This window comes from Streptomyces sp. NPDC001970 (assembly GCF_053594115.1).
In genome coordinates this window covers 1-17,227 of the sequence record NZ_JBSFDW010000053.1, presented here as the reverse complement: position 1 = coordinate 17,227, position 17,227 = coordinate 1, and the positions used below count along the sequence as shown (strand labels likewise).

Genomic DNA, 17,227 nt, shown 5'->3' with positions numbered 1-17,227 from the left:
CCCCATGCGGGCCGTTGGCGGAGCAAGGGGCCAACAGCCCTGCCGGATCGCGTAGAACCCGGATCAGGCGCGTGGCTGTTTGCTCAGTGCGTGCGTGCCATGGGCGAGGCTGCGTTCGGGGGGTTCCCCGTCGTCGCGGTTGGCTGGTTCGTTGAGGTTGAGGGTTTGTGTGACTTCGCGCAGGCCCGTCTCGTGCTCGGCCCTGGAGAGTGCCTTTTCGGCGAGTGTTCGCGGGTGGAGGTCGTGGAGTTGGAGATCGGCGAATTCGGGGCCGAGTTCTTGGCGGATGTCGGCGTGGGCGCTGTCGGAGAGGGATCTGATCTTGCGGATGAGGGCGGACGTCTCGGAGATCGCCTTGGGGAGTTTGTCCGGGCCGAGGACGACGATCGCGATCACGAAGAGGGTGAGTATCTCGAGCGGACCTATGTCGAAGAACATGTGTGGCCTCCTGGGCAGTGCGAGTCATGTGCGGGGCCGGCTCAGCGACGGTGGTGCGACTCGTGGAGGGCGGGCAGCGGCGAGGGCTCGTCGGGGCCGAGGCCTGTGCCTGCCGTGTTCTTGCGGGCGCGGCGGCGGTCGTTGGCCCAGGAGACGGCGCAGGCAGCCAGGTACAGCGCGGTGATGGGTCCGGCGAGGGCGAGCATGCTCAGCGGGTCGCTGCTGGGTGTGGCGATGGCGGCGAACGCGGTGATGCCGAGGATCATGTGCCGCCACCAGCCGGTCATCCGCCGGGCTGTGAGGACGCCGGCGAGGTTGAGCATGACGAGGAGCAGGGGGAGTTCGAAGGACAGTCCGAAGACCACGACCATGCGGGTGGCGAGGTCGAGGAAGTCGTCGACGGGCAGGATGTTCGTGGCCTGGTCCGGGGTGAAGGAGATGAGCACCCGTGCCGTCGTGGGCAGGACGGCATAGGCGAAGGCGGCTCCGGCCAGGAAGAGCGGGATTCCTGCGGCGAGGAAGGCGAGGGTGTACTTCTTCTCGCCGCGGTGCAGGCCGGGGGCCAGGAACCTCCACAGTTGGTAGAGCCAGACGGGGCTGGCGCCGATGAGGCCGGCGGTCAGCGACACCTTCAGGGCGAGGGTGACGGGCGAGAGGAGACCGTTGGTGGCGATGACACCGCATCGCCCGGAGCCCGCCGTGCCCTCCGCCAGGGTGGTGCAGCCCGGCAGGGGCGCGATGACGAAGTCGATCAGCCGCATGTAGAACAGCCCCGCGACAACGGTCGTCACGATGACCGCGCCGATCGCCTTCACCAAGCGGCTCCGCAGTTCGCGGAGGTGGCCCACAAGGGACATGTGCCCCTGCGGGGCCCGGGGTGCGGCCTCAGGGGCCTGGGATATGGCTGTGAGCACGAGCAGACCTCCGTTCCTTGTCTCGTCGGCGCCGTTGGGCGTCAGCGCGCGCCGGCGTCCTGAACGTGGGCCCTGGCCGTGGTCTCCTGCAGCCCGGACGCGGTATCGAGGTCGCGCGCGGGAGCGATCTGGCCTGCGGAGTCGACCCGGCCCGCAAAGTCGGGCTGCGCGGGGGAGGGGCCTTGGGCGGTGGTCTCGTCCTCGCGGGTGCGCATGGCCTTGGTCTCGCTCTTGAGGATGCGCATGGACTGTCCGAGCGAGCGCGCCATGTCGGGCAGGCGCTTGGCGCCGAAGAGCAGGATGACGGCGACGAGGATGAGCAGGATTTCGGGTGCTCCGATTTTGCCGAACATGGTGGTTGCTGCCTTTCGTGTCGGGAGCGTTGAATCGCTCCGTCGTGTGGGGGGTTGGGCTGGTGCGGGCGAGGGCATGTGCCTGCCCCCGCCCGCACGGGTGGCTAGCGAAGGGGCCGGAAACCTGCGCGAAGCTCTTCTGTAAAGAGTTTCGGCTGTTCCCAGGCCGCGAAGTGCCCGCCCTTGTCGAGCTTGTTGTAGTGGATGAGGTTGGGGTAGGCCTTCTGTGCCCAGCTCTTCGGGGCTTGGAAGTTCTCGTCGGGGAAGGCGCTCACGGCAACCGGGATGGAGACGCCATTGGGGATGAGGGTGTATTTGTTCTCCCAGTAGAGACGAGCGGCAGAAACCGCCGTGTTCGTCAGCCAGAAGAGCGTGATGTTGTCCAGGACGTCGTCCCGGGTCAGGCCTTCACGGTGTCCGGCGAAGACCCGGGAGATCAGTTCCAGGCTGCGCCCATCGTGATCGAGCAGGAAGGCCGCCAGACCGACGGGCGAATCCGTCAGCCCGGTCAGCGTCTGCGGGCGCGTCCCCATGATGCGGGCGTAGGCGATGTGCTTGTAGGTGAATTGCAGCTGCTCGTACGCGTGCCTTTCTTCGTCCGAGAGGCCGGGGGGGACCGGGCTGCCAGTCGCGAGCGCCTTGGCGATGTCGGGCGGAACCACGCCGGGCAGGTTGGTGTGGATGCCGAGCAGTCCCGCGGGTTCCTGCACCCCCATGCGATCCACGATGAGCGCACCCCAGTCGCCGCCCTGCGCCACGTACTTGGTGTAGCCGAGGCGCTTCATCAGCTCTATCCAGGCACCGGCGATATGGTCGGGGCCCCAGCCGGTCGTGGTCGGCTTGCTCGAGAATCCGTAGCCGGGCATTGACGGGATCACCAGGTGGAAGGCGTCGGATGCCTTGCCGCCGTGGGCCGTGGGGTTGGTGAGCGGTTCGATGATCTTCAGTTGCTCGATGACCGAGCCTGGCCATCCGTGCGTGACGATGAGCGGCAGAGCGTTCTTGTGCTTGGAGCGGACGTGGATGAAGTGGATGTCCAGCCCGTCGATCTCGGTGATGAAATTCGGCAGGGCGTTCAGTTTCGCCTCGACCTTGCGCCAGTCGTACTCCGACGCCCAGTAGCGCGCGAGCTCCCGCATCGTCTCGAGCGGCACGCCCTGCGAGTGATCCGTCACGGTCTCGTGCTCGGGCCAGCGTGTGGACACGATGCGCCGGCGGAGATCGACCAGATCCCTCTCCGGGAAATGGACACGGAAGGGACGGATACTTCCGCCCGCTGCCGGATGGAGGCGTGCTCCCCTTTCGGCCGCTGCGGCCGACTGGGCGGGGAACAGGCTGAAGGATCCCGCGACCGCCGCGGCCGTCGCAGCGGCAGACGTGGAAAGGAAAGCTCGTCGAGAGTGCGGCGGAAGTACTTCAGACATGGTGAATCTCCAAGGGTTGTTCGAATTTCGCCGTACAAGGGCCGGTGCGTGGATGTCGACGGCGACCGGTCGATCGTTTCGGTGGCCTGCGACCGGGCGCGGATGTACGGCTGCCGGTCCTATTCGGTCGTGCCATCCACGGTAGACCCTAAATTTAAATATGCAAGTCAGATGGCGCTCGAGGCGTTCGTGGCGGGCGGCCCGGCGAGGCCGGGGGCTCGAAGGTGAGCCGTCCCGGTCCTGTCGGGCGAGGTGGTGCGCAGGTTCGAACGGGTCGTCTACGGTGCGATGCGGCAGCGTGGGGTCGTGTACCTCGCTCTCGCTCGCGGTACGGGGCCAGGAACGCGGTCAGCGCCGCCAGCATCTCCTCGGGAGCCTCCTCGGCGAGCGAGTGGCCGCAGTTGGGAATGACCAGGCTCTGCACGTCGTCCGCGGCAAGCTTCATCGCCTTCCCGACCCCCTCACCGCCGCTTGCCGCTCCGCCGATCGCCAGAACGGGCATGGTCAGCAGCGGGTCTTACGTTGCTGGTTCTGCGCGACGGTGGTGTCGAACGCTCGGTAGATACCGAAGCTGCCGCTCAGGGCGTCATGGTGGGAGGCAAAGGTGCGGATGTAGTGCCTGACGGCGTAGTCGGGCACCTTCTTCACGGCGTTGATGTCGAACTCGTAGCCGAAAAGGATGTCTCCCCGTCCCCTGACGAGCTGTTCGTTCAGTTTGGCGAGCCGGGTTGAAGGGGATGTGCCACAGCCTGTCGTTGAGCTGCGCGGGGGCAAACAGGGGCGGTGAGGGACCTTATGCCCGGGAGGAAGGCCTCGGCGACGACCAGGCGGTCGAGGCGCTCCGGGTGATCCGCGGCCAGGGCGTAGTCGATCGGCATTCCGATGTCGTTGCCGACCATGGCGAACCGCTGGTGGCCGAGCGCGTCCATCAGCGCGAGCAGGTCGTCGGCGAGGGTGATGGTGTCGTACCCGCCCTGGGGCTTGTCGGACAGCCCGATGCCGCGCTGGTCGACCGCGATGACCGTGAAGTCCCGGGCCGGCGCCGGCATCAGCAGGCGCCAGGCGTACCAGGTCTGGGGCCGGCCGTGCACCAGCAGCAGGGGCGGCCTGTTGCCTCCGATGACCGCGTGCACGCGCACGTCGATGTGTCGATGTACCGGCTGATGCGGTGCGCCCGGCCCGTGCCGACGCCGCCACGGCTCCGCAGACCGGCTTCGCCGGCGACCACCTGGCCGACGCGGAGGCGCCCGGGATGGCGTGCCGTTCAAAAACTCGTCGCGGCTGGTCGGGCCGCGAACCTGTACTCGTTGATCGGGCCGCCCGGGATGCGGGTTCGGAGGAGCGACCGTGTGGTTGTCAGGTTGGTGCAGCCGCCGTAGCCGGCCGTTCGGACGGCGAGGGTGTCGTCAAGCGGAGTCGCATCGCCCGGTGTTCGCAGACCGAAAGCCGGCCATCGTCGAGCCGGGACAGGTCGCGGGGCAAACTTCGCCGCTCAGGAGTTCCGGTTCGGCAGATCCATGTCGAACCAGACGGTCTTCCCGGCCGTGTGTGGCGTGGCGCCCCACTGCCTGGCCAGCTGGTCCACCAGCAGTACCCCGCGCCCGCTCTCATCGGTGTCCTGTGCGTGTCCGTGGTGCGGCAGCTGCGGGGAGCTGTCGCCGACTTCGCAACGCAGTGTGTCGGGGGTGCGCAGCAGGCGCAGGGTCACCGGCCCCTGCGTGTACCGCACGGCATTGGTGACCATCTCGCTGACCAGCAGTTCCATCGAGTCGGTGAGGTCTCCGAGGCCCCATTGGGCCAGTGTTCGCCGGGTGGTGCGGCGGGCGCGGCCGGCGGCTTGGGCTTTCGACTCCAGTAGCCAGCAGGCCACGTGGCTCGGCGTTGTGGTGCCGGATCGGGCGGTCGTGGTCTGAGCGGTGAGGGTGCTCCTGGCGTCACGCATCGCTGCCGGTCGCCGGCCGGCCTGGCTGCAGCCTGGCCGGATGCGGGGCGCTTCGCATAGGGAGGGGCTCATCGTTCTCGGCTCATCTCGTGCTGGGCGGGCGGGCGGCGCGGGCGGGGGCCTGCGGTGGGGGAGGCGGTAGATCGTGCCGGCCTCTGCTCGGGAGCATAGAGGCAACTTTTTGTTGTGTTTAACGCTACCGGCCGCACCCACTTAGTGCAACGAAATGGTGCATTTATTTCGGATCGGAGATTCCGGACCTCGCCGCCCCACACGCTCCGTGACTGCGCCAAGCCGCAGCGTCGCCCAGGCCGGTGACTGCTGTACCCTGTCGGCCGACCGCACACGTTCAGTCGCCCAGGCTGAACGTGTGCGGCGGTGTCGGGCGCGGAAAGCGGCACGGCGCGCCTTCCACCGCCCACCGCAGTGGAAGGCGCCGTGCGCAGGAGCTGTCCGCGGTTCAAGGCCCAGAGCTACGTCCACGTCCACGACCGCTGCTGGGAGAAGGCGTCCTCTCGGCGGCGGTGCCCCGCAACGTGACCGGCCGGTCGACCGAGCTGGTGTGCGTGGTGGCCTCGCGGTGCCACACGACCCTGGGCGCTCCTCGGGCTGTGGGCGGGCCCCGCCGGTTCCCTGCGGGCCTGCCGCAGGATTGCCGCCGGGCCGGGGTTGCCGTTTCGTTATCGTCCGGGCCAGGTCCCATCACATCGCGGACGCAGCATCGACGACCATGACCGCGCACGATGCGACGCCTTCAGTACCTGGATCCCGCCCTCGCAGCGGCCTCGCGCACGTCACTGGACGCAGCACAAGCAGAAGAGGAACCTCGCCAGAGGGCTGCGCCACGCGGGGCTCCTCTTCCTCGCCGACACCGGTGGATGGCGGGGAGCCTGTTGTGGGTAGGCGTGGCACCACACGCGGAAAGCGCGGAAGGAATCGCCGTGGGGTACGTCGCCGCGGCGTGCTGATCGGGGCGGCGCTCGGCGCGGTCCTCGCGGGATCGATTCTCGGCGGCGTTGCCCTTGTACGTTGGGACGGCGGCGCGGAGCCGGTGACGGCAGCCGATCCCGTCCGGCCGCCGGTGACCCCGAAGGCGACCGCGGCCCGCGCCGATCGATCGAGCCCTGTGCAGCGCCGTCCGTCGGCTTCGGCCGAGCCGACGAGGCCGCCCGAGGTCCCTGCTTCCGGTTCGGGCACCTTCACCACGGCGCGGGCCTCCGGCGACGCGGTCGGTTCGGGACCGCTGCGCCGCTATCGCGTACAGGTCGAGGACGGCATCGACATGTCCGCCGAGGAAGCGGCTGTGGAGATCCAGACGATTCTCGCCCACAAGCGCAGCTGGGCCGCGCACGGCCGCGGTTCCTTCCAGTTGGTGTCCTCCGACGCCGACTTCGTCATCAAGATCGCCACCCCCGCCACGACCGACCGGCTCTGTGGGGCCCAGGGCCTCGACACCGGCGGCGAGCTGAACTGCGAGACGCTCGAAGGTGTCGTGGTGAATCTGCGCCGCTGGATGCTGGGCTCGCCGAAGTTCGACGGGACGCCGGCGGAGTACCGGCATCTGATCATCAACCATGAGATCGGGCATGAGATCGGCATCCGCACACACATGGGCTGCCCCGGCCCGGGCCGACTCGCGCCGGTGATGATGCAGCAGATCAAGGGACTGGACGGCTGCCTGTCCAACGCCTGGCCGTACGACAAGAACGGAACGTACATCACGGGCCCGGCCCTCGGCTGAGGCACGGACCGTGACACACCGTGGCCGGGTTGGTGTGGCACGCGGCTCAGCCATCGCGCGCGGCCGCCGGCGCACCACGTCACTTCCCGGCTCCGGCCGCGCGCCGCCCGATCTCCTCCGATCCCTTGCGCGTCGCCCCTGACGCAGGCGCGGGGGCTCCCGACGGGGAAGGGACGACGATGGCTGCTGCGGAGCAGACCTTGCTGGATCGTTCGACGCGCCCATGGCGGGAGCCCGTCACGGTCACGTTCGTCGTCTCGGCATCCGGCGCGTCGATGCGGTGCGCTTCGACAGAGACACAGAGCAGCTGGTCGAGAGCGGTCCGGCTCAGCGGCCCGGTGTCCGGGGGCAGCTCGACCGACACCTCGTCGCCCCGTATTCGGACTGTCCAGCCGGTTGTCAGCGGTGGTAGTTCCGTGGTGAGGCCGCTGAGCCGTTCCGGCGTGTTCGGTCCCCTGACCACCATCGCCACGGCCTGCTCGACGCCGACCGGCTCAGTGGTCGCGCGCGGGACGGCGATCAGCTTGCCGTCCTTGACGAAGTGGAGCAGCAGGATGGGCCGGATGCCGGTTGCGGGATCTCCGGCCTCCACCACACCGGTCGAGGGGATGGCGCACGCAGAGAGCAGGAACGCTGCCGAGAACAGCAGCGCGTGCCGGACGATGCGGCGGGCGTGTCTCATGGTCGGCTCCCCTCCGGTGGTTCGGGGCACTGCTCGTCGTGTTCCAGTGGGACGCGGACAGTGAAGACGGCGCCGCCGTGCGGACGGTTCGCCGCGCGGATGGTGCCACCGTGCAGGTGCACGTTCTCGGCGGTGATGGCAAGCCCGAGGCCGCTGCCCTCGGTCCGGGTCCGGGCGGTGTCCGCTTTGTAGAAGCGCTCGAAGACGTGAGGCAGGACGTGCGGGGCGATCCCCGGCCCGCTGTCCAGCACCTCGATGACCGCCTGCCGTCCCGCGTTGGCGTGTTCCTGCGCGTACAGGCGCAGCCCTACGGGAGGTTCGCCGTGGCGGTGGGCGTTGGCGACCAGGTTCGCGACGACCACGTCGAGGCGGCGCGGGTCGACGCGGCCGCGGAGCGTGCCGGGAGGGGGCAGTTGGGTGTCGACGGTCTCGAGCCAGGCGCGGGATGCGAGCGTGCGCCGGATGGATTCGGTGAGGTCGATCTCGTCCAGGTGCAGGCCGGCCGCGCCCGCGTCGAAGCGGGACACCTCCATCAGGTCGTCCACCAGGCGGGCCAGCTTCGTGGTCTCCTCGCTGATGAGCCGGACGGCGGTGGCGGTATCCGCATCGAGGTGGGCCGCCTCCTTGTCGAGGATGCCGGTGACCACCGACATGGCTGCCAGGGGTGTGCGCAGTTCATGGGAGACATCGGAGGCGAAACGGCGGGCGCGCACCTCCATGCGGCGCAGCTCGGCCACGGAGCTCTCCAGGGCCTCGGCGGTCTCGTTGAAGGTGTGTGAAAGGTCTGCGAGTTCGTCGGATCCGTTGACGGTGAGCCGGGTGTCCAGATGGCCCTCGGCCATGCTCCGGGTGGCGTGTCGCAGCGCGCGTACCGGCCGCAGCACGCCGCGGCTGCGTCAGACCGTCCTCCCCGGCCCCGGCGGCAGCCACGTCGTGTCCCTGGCGGCGCAGTGCGAGCTGGACGCCTTCCCGGACGGCGCGGTAGTCCTCGACGAGCAGGATGCGGGGCATGGGACTCACTCGCCTCGGTGCTGGGCCGGCCGAACGGTTGCCCCAGCCTGCGGGGAGTTCCCCGTCGAACCGGACGTGGTTCATCGCGCTCTGCTCATCTCACTGCGGGCGACCGGCGCGGTCCGGGGGATGGCTGCGGCGACCGGAGAGCCGGCGCGTGCGGTGTGCCCGACGGTGGGCACGATCAGCGCCGCGCCGAGGGCGGCGATGGAGGTGGCGGTGAGCAGCAGGAACCCGGCGGTGTAGCCGGCTTCCTGGGGGAGTCCCGTCGGCTGGAGATCGCTGGTGACGACGCTGCCCATCACGGCCGCGCCGATCGCTCCGCCGATGGTGCGGAAGTTGGCGTTCATACCGCTTGCGACGCCGGTCTGCTGCGCGGGGACGCTGCTCACGATCAGGTTGGTCATGGAGGAGAACGCCAGGCCGGACGCCATGCCGAACACTGCCGTGGCAACCGCGATCTGCCAGCGCTCGGCGTGGGCGAAGGCGAGCGAGGAAGCTGTGAGGACGCTGAGGGTCGTTGCGGTGGCAAGCTGCGCCCTCGGGCCGACCCTGTGCTGGATGCGCCCGCTGACGACGCCCGCGACGGACATGGTGATGACCATGGGGAGCATGAGTAGGCCTGCACCGGTGATGCCGGCGCCGAAGCCGTATCCCGCGCTGGTCGGCGTCTGGAGGAACTGCGGCAGGAACACGAAGATCGCAAACCAGCCTGCGCCGAAGAGCAGCGCGACGAGGTTGGTTCGCCAGACGGCCGGCAGCCGCATCATGCGCATGTCCACCAGTGGGTTCACCGAGCGGAGCTCCGCGACGATCCACAGGGAGAGCAGAATGACGGCGGCGACCGCAAGGCCGGCCACTCGGGCGGAACTCCAGCCCCAGGCACTGCCCTTGCTGACCACGAGGAGGAGGCTGACGAGCCCGGCGGACAGCAGACCGGCCGCAGGCCAGTTGATCCGGCCGGGCTGCCGGACGGGCGACTCGGGAATGAACAGCTGCGCCGCAGCAGCCGCAAGCGTGACGACTGCCATGGGGGTCCAGAACAGCCAGGTGTAGCCCAGGGAGTCGACGATCGGGCCGGCGAGGACGATGCCCAGACCGCCGCCTGCGGCGATGACCGCTGACATCGTCCCCACCGCCGAGGCGATGCGCTCGGCCGGGAATTCGTCGCGGATGATTCCGTATGCGAGCGGGAAGACGGCACCGGCTGCGCCCTGGACGACACGGGCGACGATGAGGATGCCGATGTTGGGTGCGAGGGCGGCGAGCAGGCTGCCGACGGCCAGCGTCAGGAGAACCGCGACGAGCGTGCGCTTCTTGCCGACCGCGTCGCCGACGCGGCCCAGAATCGGGGTGAAGATCGCGGCCGACAGCAGGTTGGCGGTCATCACCCAGGTTGCTGTGCTCTGCGAGGTGTTCAGTTCGGCCTGGATCGTCGACAGCACTGGGGCGATGAGCGACTGGAGCATGGCGAAGGACAGGGTCCCTGCCGCCAGGACGAGGAATGTTGCGCCGGGGGATGGGCGCCGAGACGTTGTGATCACGGATCTTCCCTTGGGACGTGTGAGCCTCGTTGTCGAGGGGGGACTTCTCTCATGCGTCGCGCGGGAGTCCGGAACGTCGGAGGCGGTCTCGCGTGGACACACGGCGGGTTGGCGCCGGCGGAGCGATGGGCGCTGCGGGAGGCAAGGCCCTCGTCCGCACACGCCAACCCTTTGCTCGCATGCGTTTCGGTTATGCGGATGCCGCTCCGCTGTCCGGGGCTCCGCTGCCTTCGTAGGAGCCGAGGTTGTCGACGAGGTCGGCGATTTCGGGGTGGTCGGCGTAGCGGTCGGTGTGGACCTTTGCGATCTTGTCGCCGATGGTGGGGTCCTGGTCGTCGGTGAGGTCCAGGGAGACCATGTTCTTCACCAGGGGCAGTCCGACTTCGTCGATCTTGCGGTGGAGCGGGGCGTACATGTAGGTGCGGTAGGCGTCGATGTCCTTGAGCGCGTACATGGCGCCGTATTCGAACTCGCCGCCGAAGTCGCGGCCGACGGCCCACTGCTCGACGACGTCGAGTTCGCGGCCGAGCCGGCGCAGCAGATCGAGGGCGTGGTCGACCTGGTCCTTGGGGGCGTCCGGCTTCATGGCGATGCGGATCTGGTGGTAGATCATGCTGACCTCATCCTCCGGGATGCACGTAGACGCAACGACTTGTTGCGTTTAGAACGCTATCAGTCTGCCGGGTCTTACTGCAACTCCTAGGTGCGTTTACGTGCTCGAGGTGGAGCCGTCCGCGGGGGATCGGGGCGAGAACCGCTGGAGAAGCGGGCGAGAAAGGTTGAGGGTGTGGGCGGCCTCACACGGGAAGTGATCGCCTCCAGTGCCCGGACCCGGTCTCCAGCCCCGCCTGCCACGGGGCGAGGCCAGGTGAGGCGACGAAGCTCGGCCGTCGCGTGGCGGATGTGGCAATGAGGGCCTTCCCCGGTGCCGACGCGGACGTGCTGTCCGCGCCAGGCCGGAGAAGGCCCTCACATCAAGATCACTCACTGATCAGCGCCGCCGCGAGTGCCGTCGCCAGGACAACCGGGTTCATGAGCACCGCGGCGGCGGGTGCCCGTCACCGGGAAAGGGGACCGCGCCGCGACAGGCCGAACACATCGACCAGCCAGTCGCCGATCAGCTCCATGCCGAGCGTCGGGTTGTCGTGCTGGCAGTGCTCGGCACCGGTCTGCTCCTGCTGAACGAGGTGGAAGGTCACATCGACGCCCTTGCTCTCGGCGTAGTGCGCGGTCTTCCTGGCCTGCTCCACGCCGAGCACGTCGTAGCCGCCGTGCACGATCAGGTACGGGCACTGCATCTCCTCCAGTACGCCGTCGAGCTTGAAGTCCTTCGTCCGCTCGATGGCCGCAGCCATGGAAGGCGCACCGAACACCCACTTGATGTGGCCCGCCATGCCGAAGTCCTCGGAGTGGTCGTTCTGCGCCCACATCGCCGACCCCAGCTCGTGGACGTCAAAGACCGCGCCGTGCGAAATGGCCGCGGCCAGGCGGGGCTCCTTCGAGCCGGCGCGGGCGGCGTAGTAGCCGCCGAGGCTCGAGCCGGTGACGGCGATACGGCCGGGGTCGACGTCGTCGCGGCCCAGCAGGTAGTCCACGCACGCACCGACCGGCACTTCGTAGTCCAGGCGGGTGACGAGGCCCTGGCGGCGCAGCGTCGCGCCCTGGCCGGGCCCGTCGACGAGCAGGCAGGATATGCCGCGCTCGAGTACCCCGCGGCCGACCATGAGGTAGAGCTCTTCCTTGATGGAGTCCAGGCCTCCGAACGCGATGAGTACGGGCTGCGGGCCGTCCGCGGTGCCCGGCGCGCGGAGGAAGTAGCCCGGGAGGAATGCGCCGTTCTCGTACGGCACTTCGACACGCTCGCCGGGCACGGCGAAGTGGCGTATGGCGCCGGCGAACGACTGCTCGCACCATGTGTAGGTCTCGAGCCGGCGCGGGTCGTCCGCCGCCAGCCAGAACTCCGCCGAGCGGTAGTAGTTGCAGGCCCGCAGCCAGGCGTCCCGCGCGGTCATGACGTGACCGGCCTGCTCGGCGGCCTCGGCTCGTTCACGGCTGCGATCGGCGATGCGGCGCCACTCGGTGAACCAGCTTTCGGTGTCGCCGGGGACCATCCGGGACGCGGCCTGGAAGACCTCGCTCACGGCGCCGCCGCCGGGTTGCGTCTCTCCCAGTGCGCGCCGCAGCTGATAGCTCATCCACGGAAACTCGGGCCAGTGGTGCCAGCCGAAGGGCTCGTAGTGCGGGCCGGTGTCCGCGGTGACTTTGCCGATGGACATATCGCTCATGTCGCCTCCGGGGCGTGGTGGAGCCTTTTCCAAGGGATCTGGGAAAGACACGTCTCATGGGGTGAGTTGGTGGGTCCGCGTCCGGCGCGCGACAAGGCGAGCGGCCGCCGGTTCCCGGGATCCGTTCGTGCGCTGTCGGGGAAATCGGCGCGCCGCCCCGAGTCGCCGCAGGGGGCGGAGTACGAGTCGGGCGCGTTGCGGAGTCATCCGGTCGCGCTGCCACGTGCGGGCTTCTGCGCCCGCACGGGCGGGGACTGAGCATCACGGGACTTTCTGCCGGCTCGCACACGTGCTTCTGCTGTCGTGGAACGATCCGTACCCGCGTGTATGAAGCGGGCGTTGGTCAGCGGAGCGTACGGTCGAGCCAGGAGCCGATCGTCCGCGCCGCGGCGTGCACCGAGTCGACCTGGCAGTGTTCGCTGCCGGGCTCGCCATGGTTGAAGATCTTCAGTTCCTTGTCCTGGCGGGGAACGGCGTCGAAGAGGCGCCGTGCGGTGCGGACCGGGACCAGCGTGTCGGCCTCGCCATGGATCACCAAGAACGGGCAGGCGATCAGGGGCGCGTCCTCCTCTGCGGTGTACGGCCTCAGCTTCTCCACCGCGTGTTCGAGATCGGGCGCTCCCATCATCTGCGGGATCCAGCGCGCGAGGTGCTCGACGAGCGGGCCTCCTGCCCGCGCCCAGTCGGCGAACATGGCATGGATGTCCCACTGCGCGCCCCATGCCACCACCGACCGCAGGCGCCTCTCGTGTGCGGCCACGCGCACGGCGTAGAGCCCGCCGAGGCTCTGGCCCACGAATCCGATACGGCCCGCGTCGACGCCGGGGACGGTTTCGAGGAAGTCGATGACCGCCGCGGTGGGAACCTCCCAGTCGGCGCGCGACACGAATCCCCGCTTGAGTGCCTCGCCCTGTCCGGGCCCGTCGAAGGTGAGGACCTGGTACCCGCGCTCGGCGAGCCCTCTGCCGATCGCGAAGTACAGCTCCTCGCAGACGGAGTCCGCGCCCCCGGAAACGATGACCGTGGGCCTCGGGGCGTTGTCCGGTCCGGTCCGGGTCGAGATGAGGTACCCGGGAAGGGCGCCGTTCTCGTACGGGATGTCGACGCTGGAGATGAGCATGTCGTCCAGCGGTATCGCCTTGTGGAAGGAGCGCCGGCGGGCTTCGACCGCGTCGAGATACTCCTGGTCGCCGGGACGGAGGAAGAAGCCGCTGGCTCGGTGGTAGTTCGCCGCCCGCTTGTAGGCGTCTCGTGCGGTGATGGATTCTCCTGAGGCTGCGGCCTTGTCGCCCGCCTGCTCGACCTGCGCCGCGAGACCGGCGAACGCCTCGTACCAGGCGTCCACGTCTCCGGGCACCAGGCCCCGCACCGCCAGGTGCACCTCTGTCAGATCGGCCCCGCCGGTGCCGGCCTGCGAGAAGAGCCGCAGCAGCTGAAATGACCAGAATCCGTTCTCCGGCCAGTAGAAGAAGGCCCCGGGCTCCGCGCCCGTGGGTGGCGACACGTCGATGTCCGAACTCATATGACCAGCTCCATCGGGCTTGATTCAGTGGTTGGTTGGAACAGTGGGAGTTGCGCCGACGGCGCGGACGACGAGCTTCGCGGACGCCAGAACGCCCCGTCCTCCCGCCTGGTCCGCCACGCGCGGGCCGGCGGATGGCTGCCTGCGCTGATGACGCGCGACGTGCCGCACGCCGGCAACGGTATGAGCGTCGAAGTCGACTCCCGCAGGTCGCCGAACGACCCGAGAGAACCCTCCGACGCTGCGCATCCATCGGTGTGCGCTGGACCGTAACAACCCGCCCGCCTTGATGCAACAGTTCGGTGCGTTTGATGGAGCAACCGGAGTGGGACCCTTGTAACGCAACCATCTGATGCGTTAAAACGGTCCGACGTTGCGCGTCGACGTGTGCGCAAACGAGCCGATCGCGGCGAGCGGCCCAGGTGGTGGCTGATCCACCGTGCAGGACAACTGGCCGGTCTTCTGTGGCGATCTCGATGAGAGGGCTGATGTCAGGATGATGCGGACGTATGTGATCGGTGCCGGGATGACGAGGTTCGAGAAGCCCGGGACCAAGGCGGGCGACTACCCCGACTGGGCCCGGGAAGCAGGAGTCGCGGCTCTGGCCGACGCCTCCATCGGCTACGACGCCGTGGAACAGGCGTACGTCGGCTACTGCTACGGCGACTCGACCGCCGGCCAGCGCGCGGTGTACGAGCTCGGACTCACCGGGATCCCGGTCGTCAACGTGAACAACAACTGCGCGACCGGGTCCAGCGCGTTGTACCTCGCGCGCCAGGCCGTCAGAGGCGGGCTTGCCCGGTGCGCCCTCGCTCTCGGATTCGAGAAGATGGAACGAGGCTCCCTCGGTCTGAAGTACACGGACCGCACGAGCCCGGTCGGGCGGCACGTCGAGGCAGTGAGCGAGCTCCGCCCCTGGCAGGACGTTCCTCTCGCGCCTCAGCTGTTCGGCATGGCCGGCCGGGAGCACATCGAGCGCTACGGCTCGCGCCCCGAGCACTTCGCATGGATCGCGTGGAAGAACCACAAGCACTCGGCCGACAACCCCTACGCGCAGTTCCGGCAGCAGTATTCGCTCGAGGAGATCCGGTCCGCCAAGGAGATCTACGCTCCGCTGACCAAGCTCCAGTGCTCACCGACGTCGGACGGATCCGCGGCCGTGGTCGTCGCGAGCGAGGAGTTCGTCGAGGAGCACGACCTGTGGGACCGCGCAGTCGAGATCACCGGGCAGTCGCTCGTCACCGACACCCCGTCGACCTTCGAGGCGCGCTCGGCGATCCGTACGGTCGGCTACGACCTGAGCCGCACCGCGGCGCAACGCGCACTCGAGGAGGCGCGGACAGCCATCGACGAGGTGGACGTCATCGAGTTGCACGACTGCTTCAGCGTCAACGAACTGCTCACCTACGAGGCACTCGGCCTGGCCGAGGAAGGCAAGGGCCACGAACTCGTGGAGCGTGAGGCCACGGCCTTCGGGGGAGACGGCCCGGTCGTCAACCCGTCCGGAGGGCTGATCTCGAAGGGGCACCCGCTGGGCGCCACGGGCCTCGCGCAGGCCTCGGAGCTCACCTGGCAGTTGCGCGGAGAGGCCGGCAAGCGCCAGGTCCAGGAGGCCAGGATCGGACTCCAGCACAACATCGGACTCGGCGGCGCCGCCGTCGTCACCGTCTTCCGAAAGGCCGACTGACGTGATCGTTCAGGTTTCCCGGAAGGCCGAGTCGCTGCTCGGCAGCAGCGTCGGCGCTCTGCTCGAGCAGGCCTGCCGGTTCTACCCGGACCGCGTGGCGGTCGTGCAGGACGAGCGGCGCATGACGTACGCGGAGCTGCTGTCGGAAGTCCGCCGGGCCGGGCGGGCGTTCCTGCGGCTCGGGCTGCACAAGGGGGACCGGGTCGCGATCCTCATGAAGGACCGGCCGGAGCTTCTCGCCGTCCAGTACGGCGCCTTGTGGGCCGGGCTCGTGGTCGTACCGCTCAACACCAGGCAGGGTGCCGATGACCACGCCTACGCCGTCGAGAACGCCGGCGCGCGCGTCCTGTGCCACGACGCCGTGCACGCGGAGGCCGCCGAGAAGATCCGCAGTCGCGGCTCCGTCGGGCACGTCATCAGCATGGACCCCCATGCCGTGCCGGAAGGCGGCCTCGACTTCACCGCCCTCGTCGCGGACGAGGACGACGGTCCCGCTCACACGCCCGGTCCGGGCCCGGACGACCTCATGGCCATCTACTACACGGGCGGCACGACCGGCAGGCCCAAGGGAGTGGCGCACTCGCACCGCACGTACCTCAGCGCAGTGCTGTCCGAACTGCTGGAGATGAGCATCGAGGGCCCCGAGGTCTTCGCCCACGTCGCCCCGCTGACGCATGCGAGCGGCATGTTCGTTCTGCCGGTGCTGATGCGCGGCGGAACGAACGTCATCCTCGGCGGCTTCAGCCCCGAGACGCTGCTCAGGAGCATCGAACGGGAAGGCGTCACGGCGACGTTCATGGTCCCCACGATGCTGTACGTGCTCATGGACCACATGGCTGCGGCCGCGTCGGACACCAGCACGCTGCGCACGATCATCTACGGCGCCGCTCCCATGGGGCGGGAACGGCTCGTGGAGGCCATGGAACGCTTCGGCCCGGTCCTGACGCAGGTCTACGGCCAGACCGAAGCCCCCAACCAGGTGACCGTACTGCGCAAGGAGGACCACGCCGAGGCCGTCGCGAGCGGCGACGCGGCCGTGCTCGGCAGTTGCGGACGGCCGGTCGCCATCGCCGACGTCCGCCTCGTGGACGACGACGGCGAAGACGTGCCCGAGGGCGAGTTGGGCGAGATCGCCGTCCGAGGTCCGCACGTCATGCTCGGCTACTGGAACAAGCCGGAGGAGACCGCGAAGGCGCTGCGTGACGGCTGGCTCTACACCGGTGATGTGGCCCGTGCCGACCATCGCGGCTTCCTGCACATCGTGGACCGCAAGAAGGACATGATCATCTCAGGCGGGTACAACGTGTATCCGAAGGACGTCGAAACGGCGCTCTTCGCGCACCCGGCCGTCCGGGACGTGTGCGTCATCGGCGTTCCGGACGAGAAGTGGGGCGAGGCGGTCAAGGCGGTCGTGGTCGCCGACGGAGTTCAGGATCTGGAGCTCATGGCATGGGTGCGGGAGCGCAAAGGCCCGCTGTGCACCCCCAAGAGCATCGACTTCGTGGACGCGATTCCCGTGACGGCCCTGGGGAAGCACGACAAAGCCGCACTGCGCGCCACGTACTGGGCAGGGCGCCGGCGTGCGGTCAACTAGTACTCCAGCAGTACTTCGTGGCTTGACCTGGGGAAGCGTCGAGCGGTGGGAGTGTAGCGGGCAGGATGCCGTCACGGACGGCTTCTGCTC

The 17,227-nt window shown here is 68.8% G+C and carries 14 protein-coding genes and 3 pseudogenes; 3 read left to right on the top strand and 14 right to left on the bottom strand.

Translation table 11 applies throughout. From position 1 onward, the window contains the following. Window positions 1-63 precede the first annotated feature (63 nt). From ACWCP0_RS38140 to ACWCP0_RS38110, 7 genes and pseudogenes are all read right to left on the bottom strand, one after another. Window positions 64-438: a Sec-independent protein translocase subunit TatB gene (locus ACWCP0_RS38140; RefSeq protein WP_451083327.1), complete on the bottom strand. Its 375-nt coding sequence runs from the start codon at window positions 436-438 to the stop codon at window positions 64-66. 41 nt (window positions 439-479) lie between these two features. Further along, window positions 480-1,295, bottom strand: a complete 816-nt coding sequence (gene tatC, locus ACWCP0_RS38135; protein ID WP_451083355.1) for a twin-arginine translocase subunit TatC — start codon at window positions 1,293-1,295, stop codon at window positions 480-482. A 98-nt stretch (window positions 1,296-1,393) separates the two neighbouring features. Then, entirely contained in the window at window positions 1,394-1,705 is a 312-nt protein-coding gene (gene tatA / locus ACWCP0_RS38130) for a Sec-independent protein translocase subunit TatA (RefSeq protein WP_451083326.1), read from the bottom strand. Window positions 1,706-1,809: 104 nt separating this feature from the next. Beyond that, window positions 1,810-3,129: an epoxide hydrolase family protein gene (locus tag ACWCP0_RS38125; protein WP_451083325.1), complete on the bottom strand. Its 1,320-nt coding sequence runs from the start codon at window positions 3,127-3,129 to the stop codon at window positions 1,810-1,812. A gap of 504 nt (window positions 3,130-3,633) precedes the next feature. Next, entirely contained in the window at window positions 3,634-3,777 is a 144-nt protein-coding gene (locus ACWCP0_RS38120) for a hypothetical protein (RefSeq protein ID WP_451083324.1), read from the bottom strand. A 62-nt stretch (window positions 3,778-3,839) separates the two neighbouring features. After that, entirely contained in the window at window positions 3,840-4,262 is a 423-nt protein-coding gene (locus tag ACWCP0_RS38115) for an alpha/beta fold hydrolase (RefSeq protein ID WP_451083323.1), read from the bottom strand. A gap of 359 nt (window positions 4,263-4,621) precedes the next feature. Further along, a pseudogene (locus ACWCP0_RS38110) lies at window positions 4,622-5,008 on the bottom strand (ATP-binding protein); the annotation flags it as partial. A 1,024-nt stretch (window positions 5,009-6,032) separates the two neighbouring features. Here ACWCP0_RS38110 and ACWCP0_RS38105 point away from each other — a divergent pair. After that, on the top strand, window positions 6,033-6,812 hold the full coding sequence (locus ACWCP0_RS38105) for a DUF3152 domain-containing protein (RefSeq protein ID WP_451083322.1): 780 nt from the start codon (window positions 6,033-6,035) through the stop codon (window positions 6,810-6,812). Window positions 6,813-6,891: 79 nt separating this feature from the next. Here the strand turns inward: ACWCP0_RS38105 and ACWCP0_RS38100 are convergent, their stop codons facing one another. The 7 genes and pseudogenes from ACWCP0_RS38100 to ACWCP0_RS38070 all read right to left on the bottom strand — a co-directional run bounded on the left by ACWCP0_RS38100 (window position 6,892) and on the right by ACWCP0_RS38070 (window position 13,856). After that, a complete protein-coding gene (locus ACWCP0_RS38100; RefSeq protein ID WP_451083321.1) occupies window positions 6,892-7,494 on the bottom strand; it encodes a hypothetical protein in 603 nt (200 codons plus the stop codon). Beyond that, window positions 7,491-8,387: pseudogene (locus tag ACWCP0_RS38095) on the bottom strand (sensor histidine kinase); the annotation flags it as partial. The pseudogene ACWCP0_RS38095 and the gene ACWCP0_RS38100, both read right to left, overlap by 4 nt. Then, window positions 8,380-8,505 (bottom strand): annotated as a pseudogene (locus ACWCP0_RS38090) (DNA-binding response regulator); the annotation flags it as partial. The pseudogenes ACWCP0_RS38095 and ACWCP0_RS38090, both read right to left, overlap by 8 nt. A gap of 80 nt (window positions 8,506-8,585) precedes the next feature. Continuing rightward, entirely contained in the window at window positions 8,586-10,049 is a 1,464-nt protein-coding gene (locus ACWCP0_RS38085) for an MFS transporter (RefSeq protein ID WP_451083320.1), read from the bottom strand. A 190-nt stretch (window positions 10,050-10,239) separates the two neighbouring features. Beyond that, complete coding sequence (locus tag ACWCP0_RS38080; RefSeq protein WP_451083319.1) at window positions 10,240-10,662, bottom strand: Dabb family protein; 423 nt, start codon at window positions 10,660-10,662, stop codon at window positions 10,240-10,242. Between the two features lie 445 nt (window positions 10,663-11,107). Continuing rightward, window positions 11,108-12,334 (bottom strand): alpha/beta hydrolase family protein, encoded by a 1,227-nt coding sequence (locus tag ACWCP0_RS38075; protein WP_451083318.1) that lies wholly within the window; start codon window positions 12,332-12,334, stop codon window positions 11,108-11,110. 343 nt (window positions 12,335-12,677) lie between these two features. Continuing rightward, the gene (locus tag ACWCP0_RS38070) at window positions 12,678-13,856 is read right to left on the bottom strand and encodes an alpha/beta hydrolase family protein (protein WP_451083317.1); all 1,179 of its coding nucleotides are present in this window, start codon (window positions 13,854-13,856) and stop codon (window positions 12,678-12,680) included. 499 nt (window positions 13,857-14,355) lie between these two features. On the opposite strand from ACWCP0_RS38070, the gene ACWCP0_RS38065 reads away from it, so the two are divergent. Both ACWCP0_RS38065 and ACWCP0_RS38060 read left to right on the top strand, forming a co-directional pair. Further along, complete coding sequence (locus ACWCP0_RS38065; protein WP_451083354.1) at window positions 14,356-15,543, top strand: lipid-transfer protein; 1,188 nt, start codon at window positions 14,356-14,358, stop codon at window positions 15,541-15,543. A 1-nt stretch (window position 15,544) separates the two neighbouring features. Next, window positions 15,545-17,137, top strand: coding sequence for an AMP-binding protein (locus tag ACWCP0_RS38060; protein WP_451083316.1), 1,593 nt, complete (start codon window positions 15,545-15,547; stop codon window positions 17,135-17,137). The last annotated feature ends 90 nt before the right edge of the window (window positions 17,138-17,227 follow it).

Bases quoted from the DNA above. Each gene is read 5' to 3' on its own strand.
- ACWCP0_RS38075 (WP_451083318.1), bottom strand. From the start codon at position 12,334: ATGAGCGATATGTCCATCGGCAAAGTCACCGCGGACACCGGCCCGCAC.
- ACWCP0_RS38125 (WP_451083325.1), bottom strand. From the start codon at position 3,129: ATGTCTGAAGTACTTCCGCCGCACTCTCGACGAGCTTTCCTTTCCACG.
- ACWCP0_RS38065 (WP_451083354.1), top strand. From the start codon at position 14,356: ATGCGGACGTATGTGATCGGTGCCGGGATGACGAGGTTCGAGAAGCCC.
- ACWCP0_RS38140 (WP_451083327.1), bottom strand. From the start codon at position 438: ATGTTCTTCGACATAGGTCCGCTCGAGATACTCACCCTCTTCGTGATC.
- ACWCP0_RS38100 (WP_451083321.1), bottom strand. From the start codon at position 7,494: ATGAGACACGCCCGCCGCATCGTCCGGCACGCGCTGCTGTTCTCGGCA.
- ACWCP0_RS38080 (WP_451083319.1), bottom strand. From the start codon at position 10,662: ATGATCTACCACCAGATCCGCATCGCCATGAAGCCGGACGCCCCCAAG.
- tatA (WP_451083326.1), bottom strand. From the start codon at position 1,705: ATGTTCGGCAAAATCGGAGCACCCGAAATCCTGCTCATCCTCGTCGCC.
- tatC (WP_451083355.1), bottom strand. From the start codon at position 1,295: ATGTCCCTTGTGGGCCACCTCCGCGAACTGCGGAGCCGCTTGGTGAAG.
- ACWCP0_RS38070 (WP_451083317.1), bottom strand. From the start codon at position 13,856: ATGAGTTCGGACATCGACGTGTCGCCACCCACGGGCGCGGAGCCCGGG.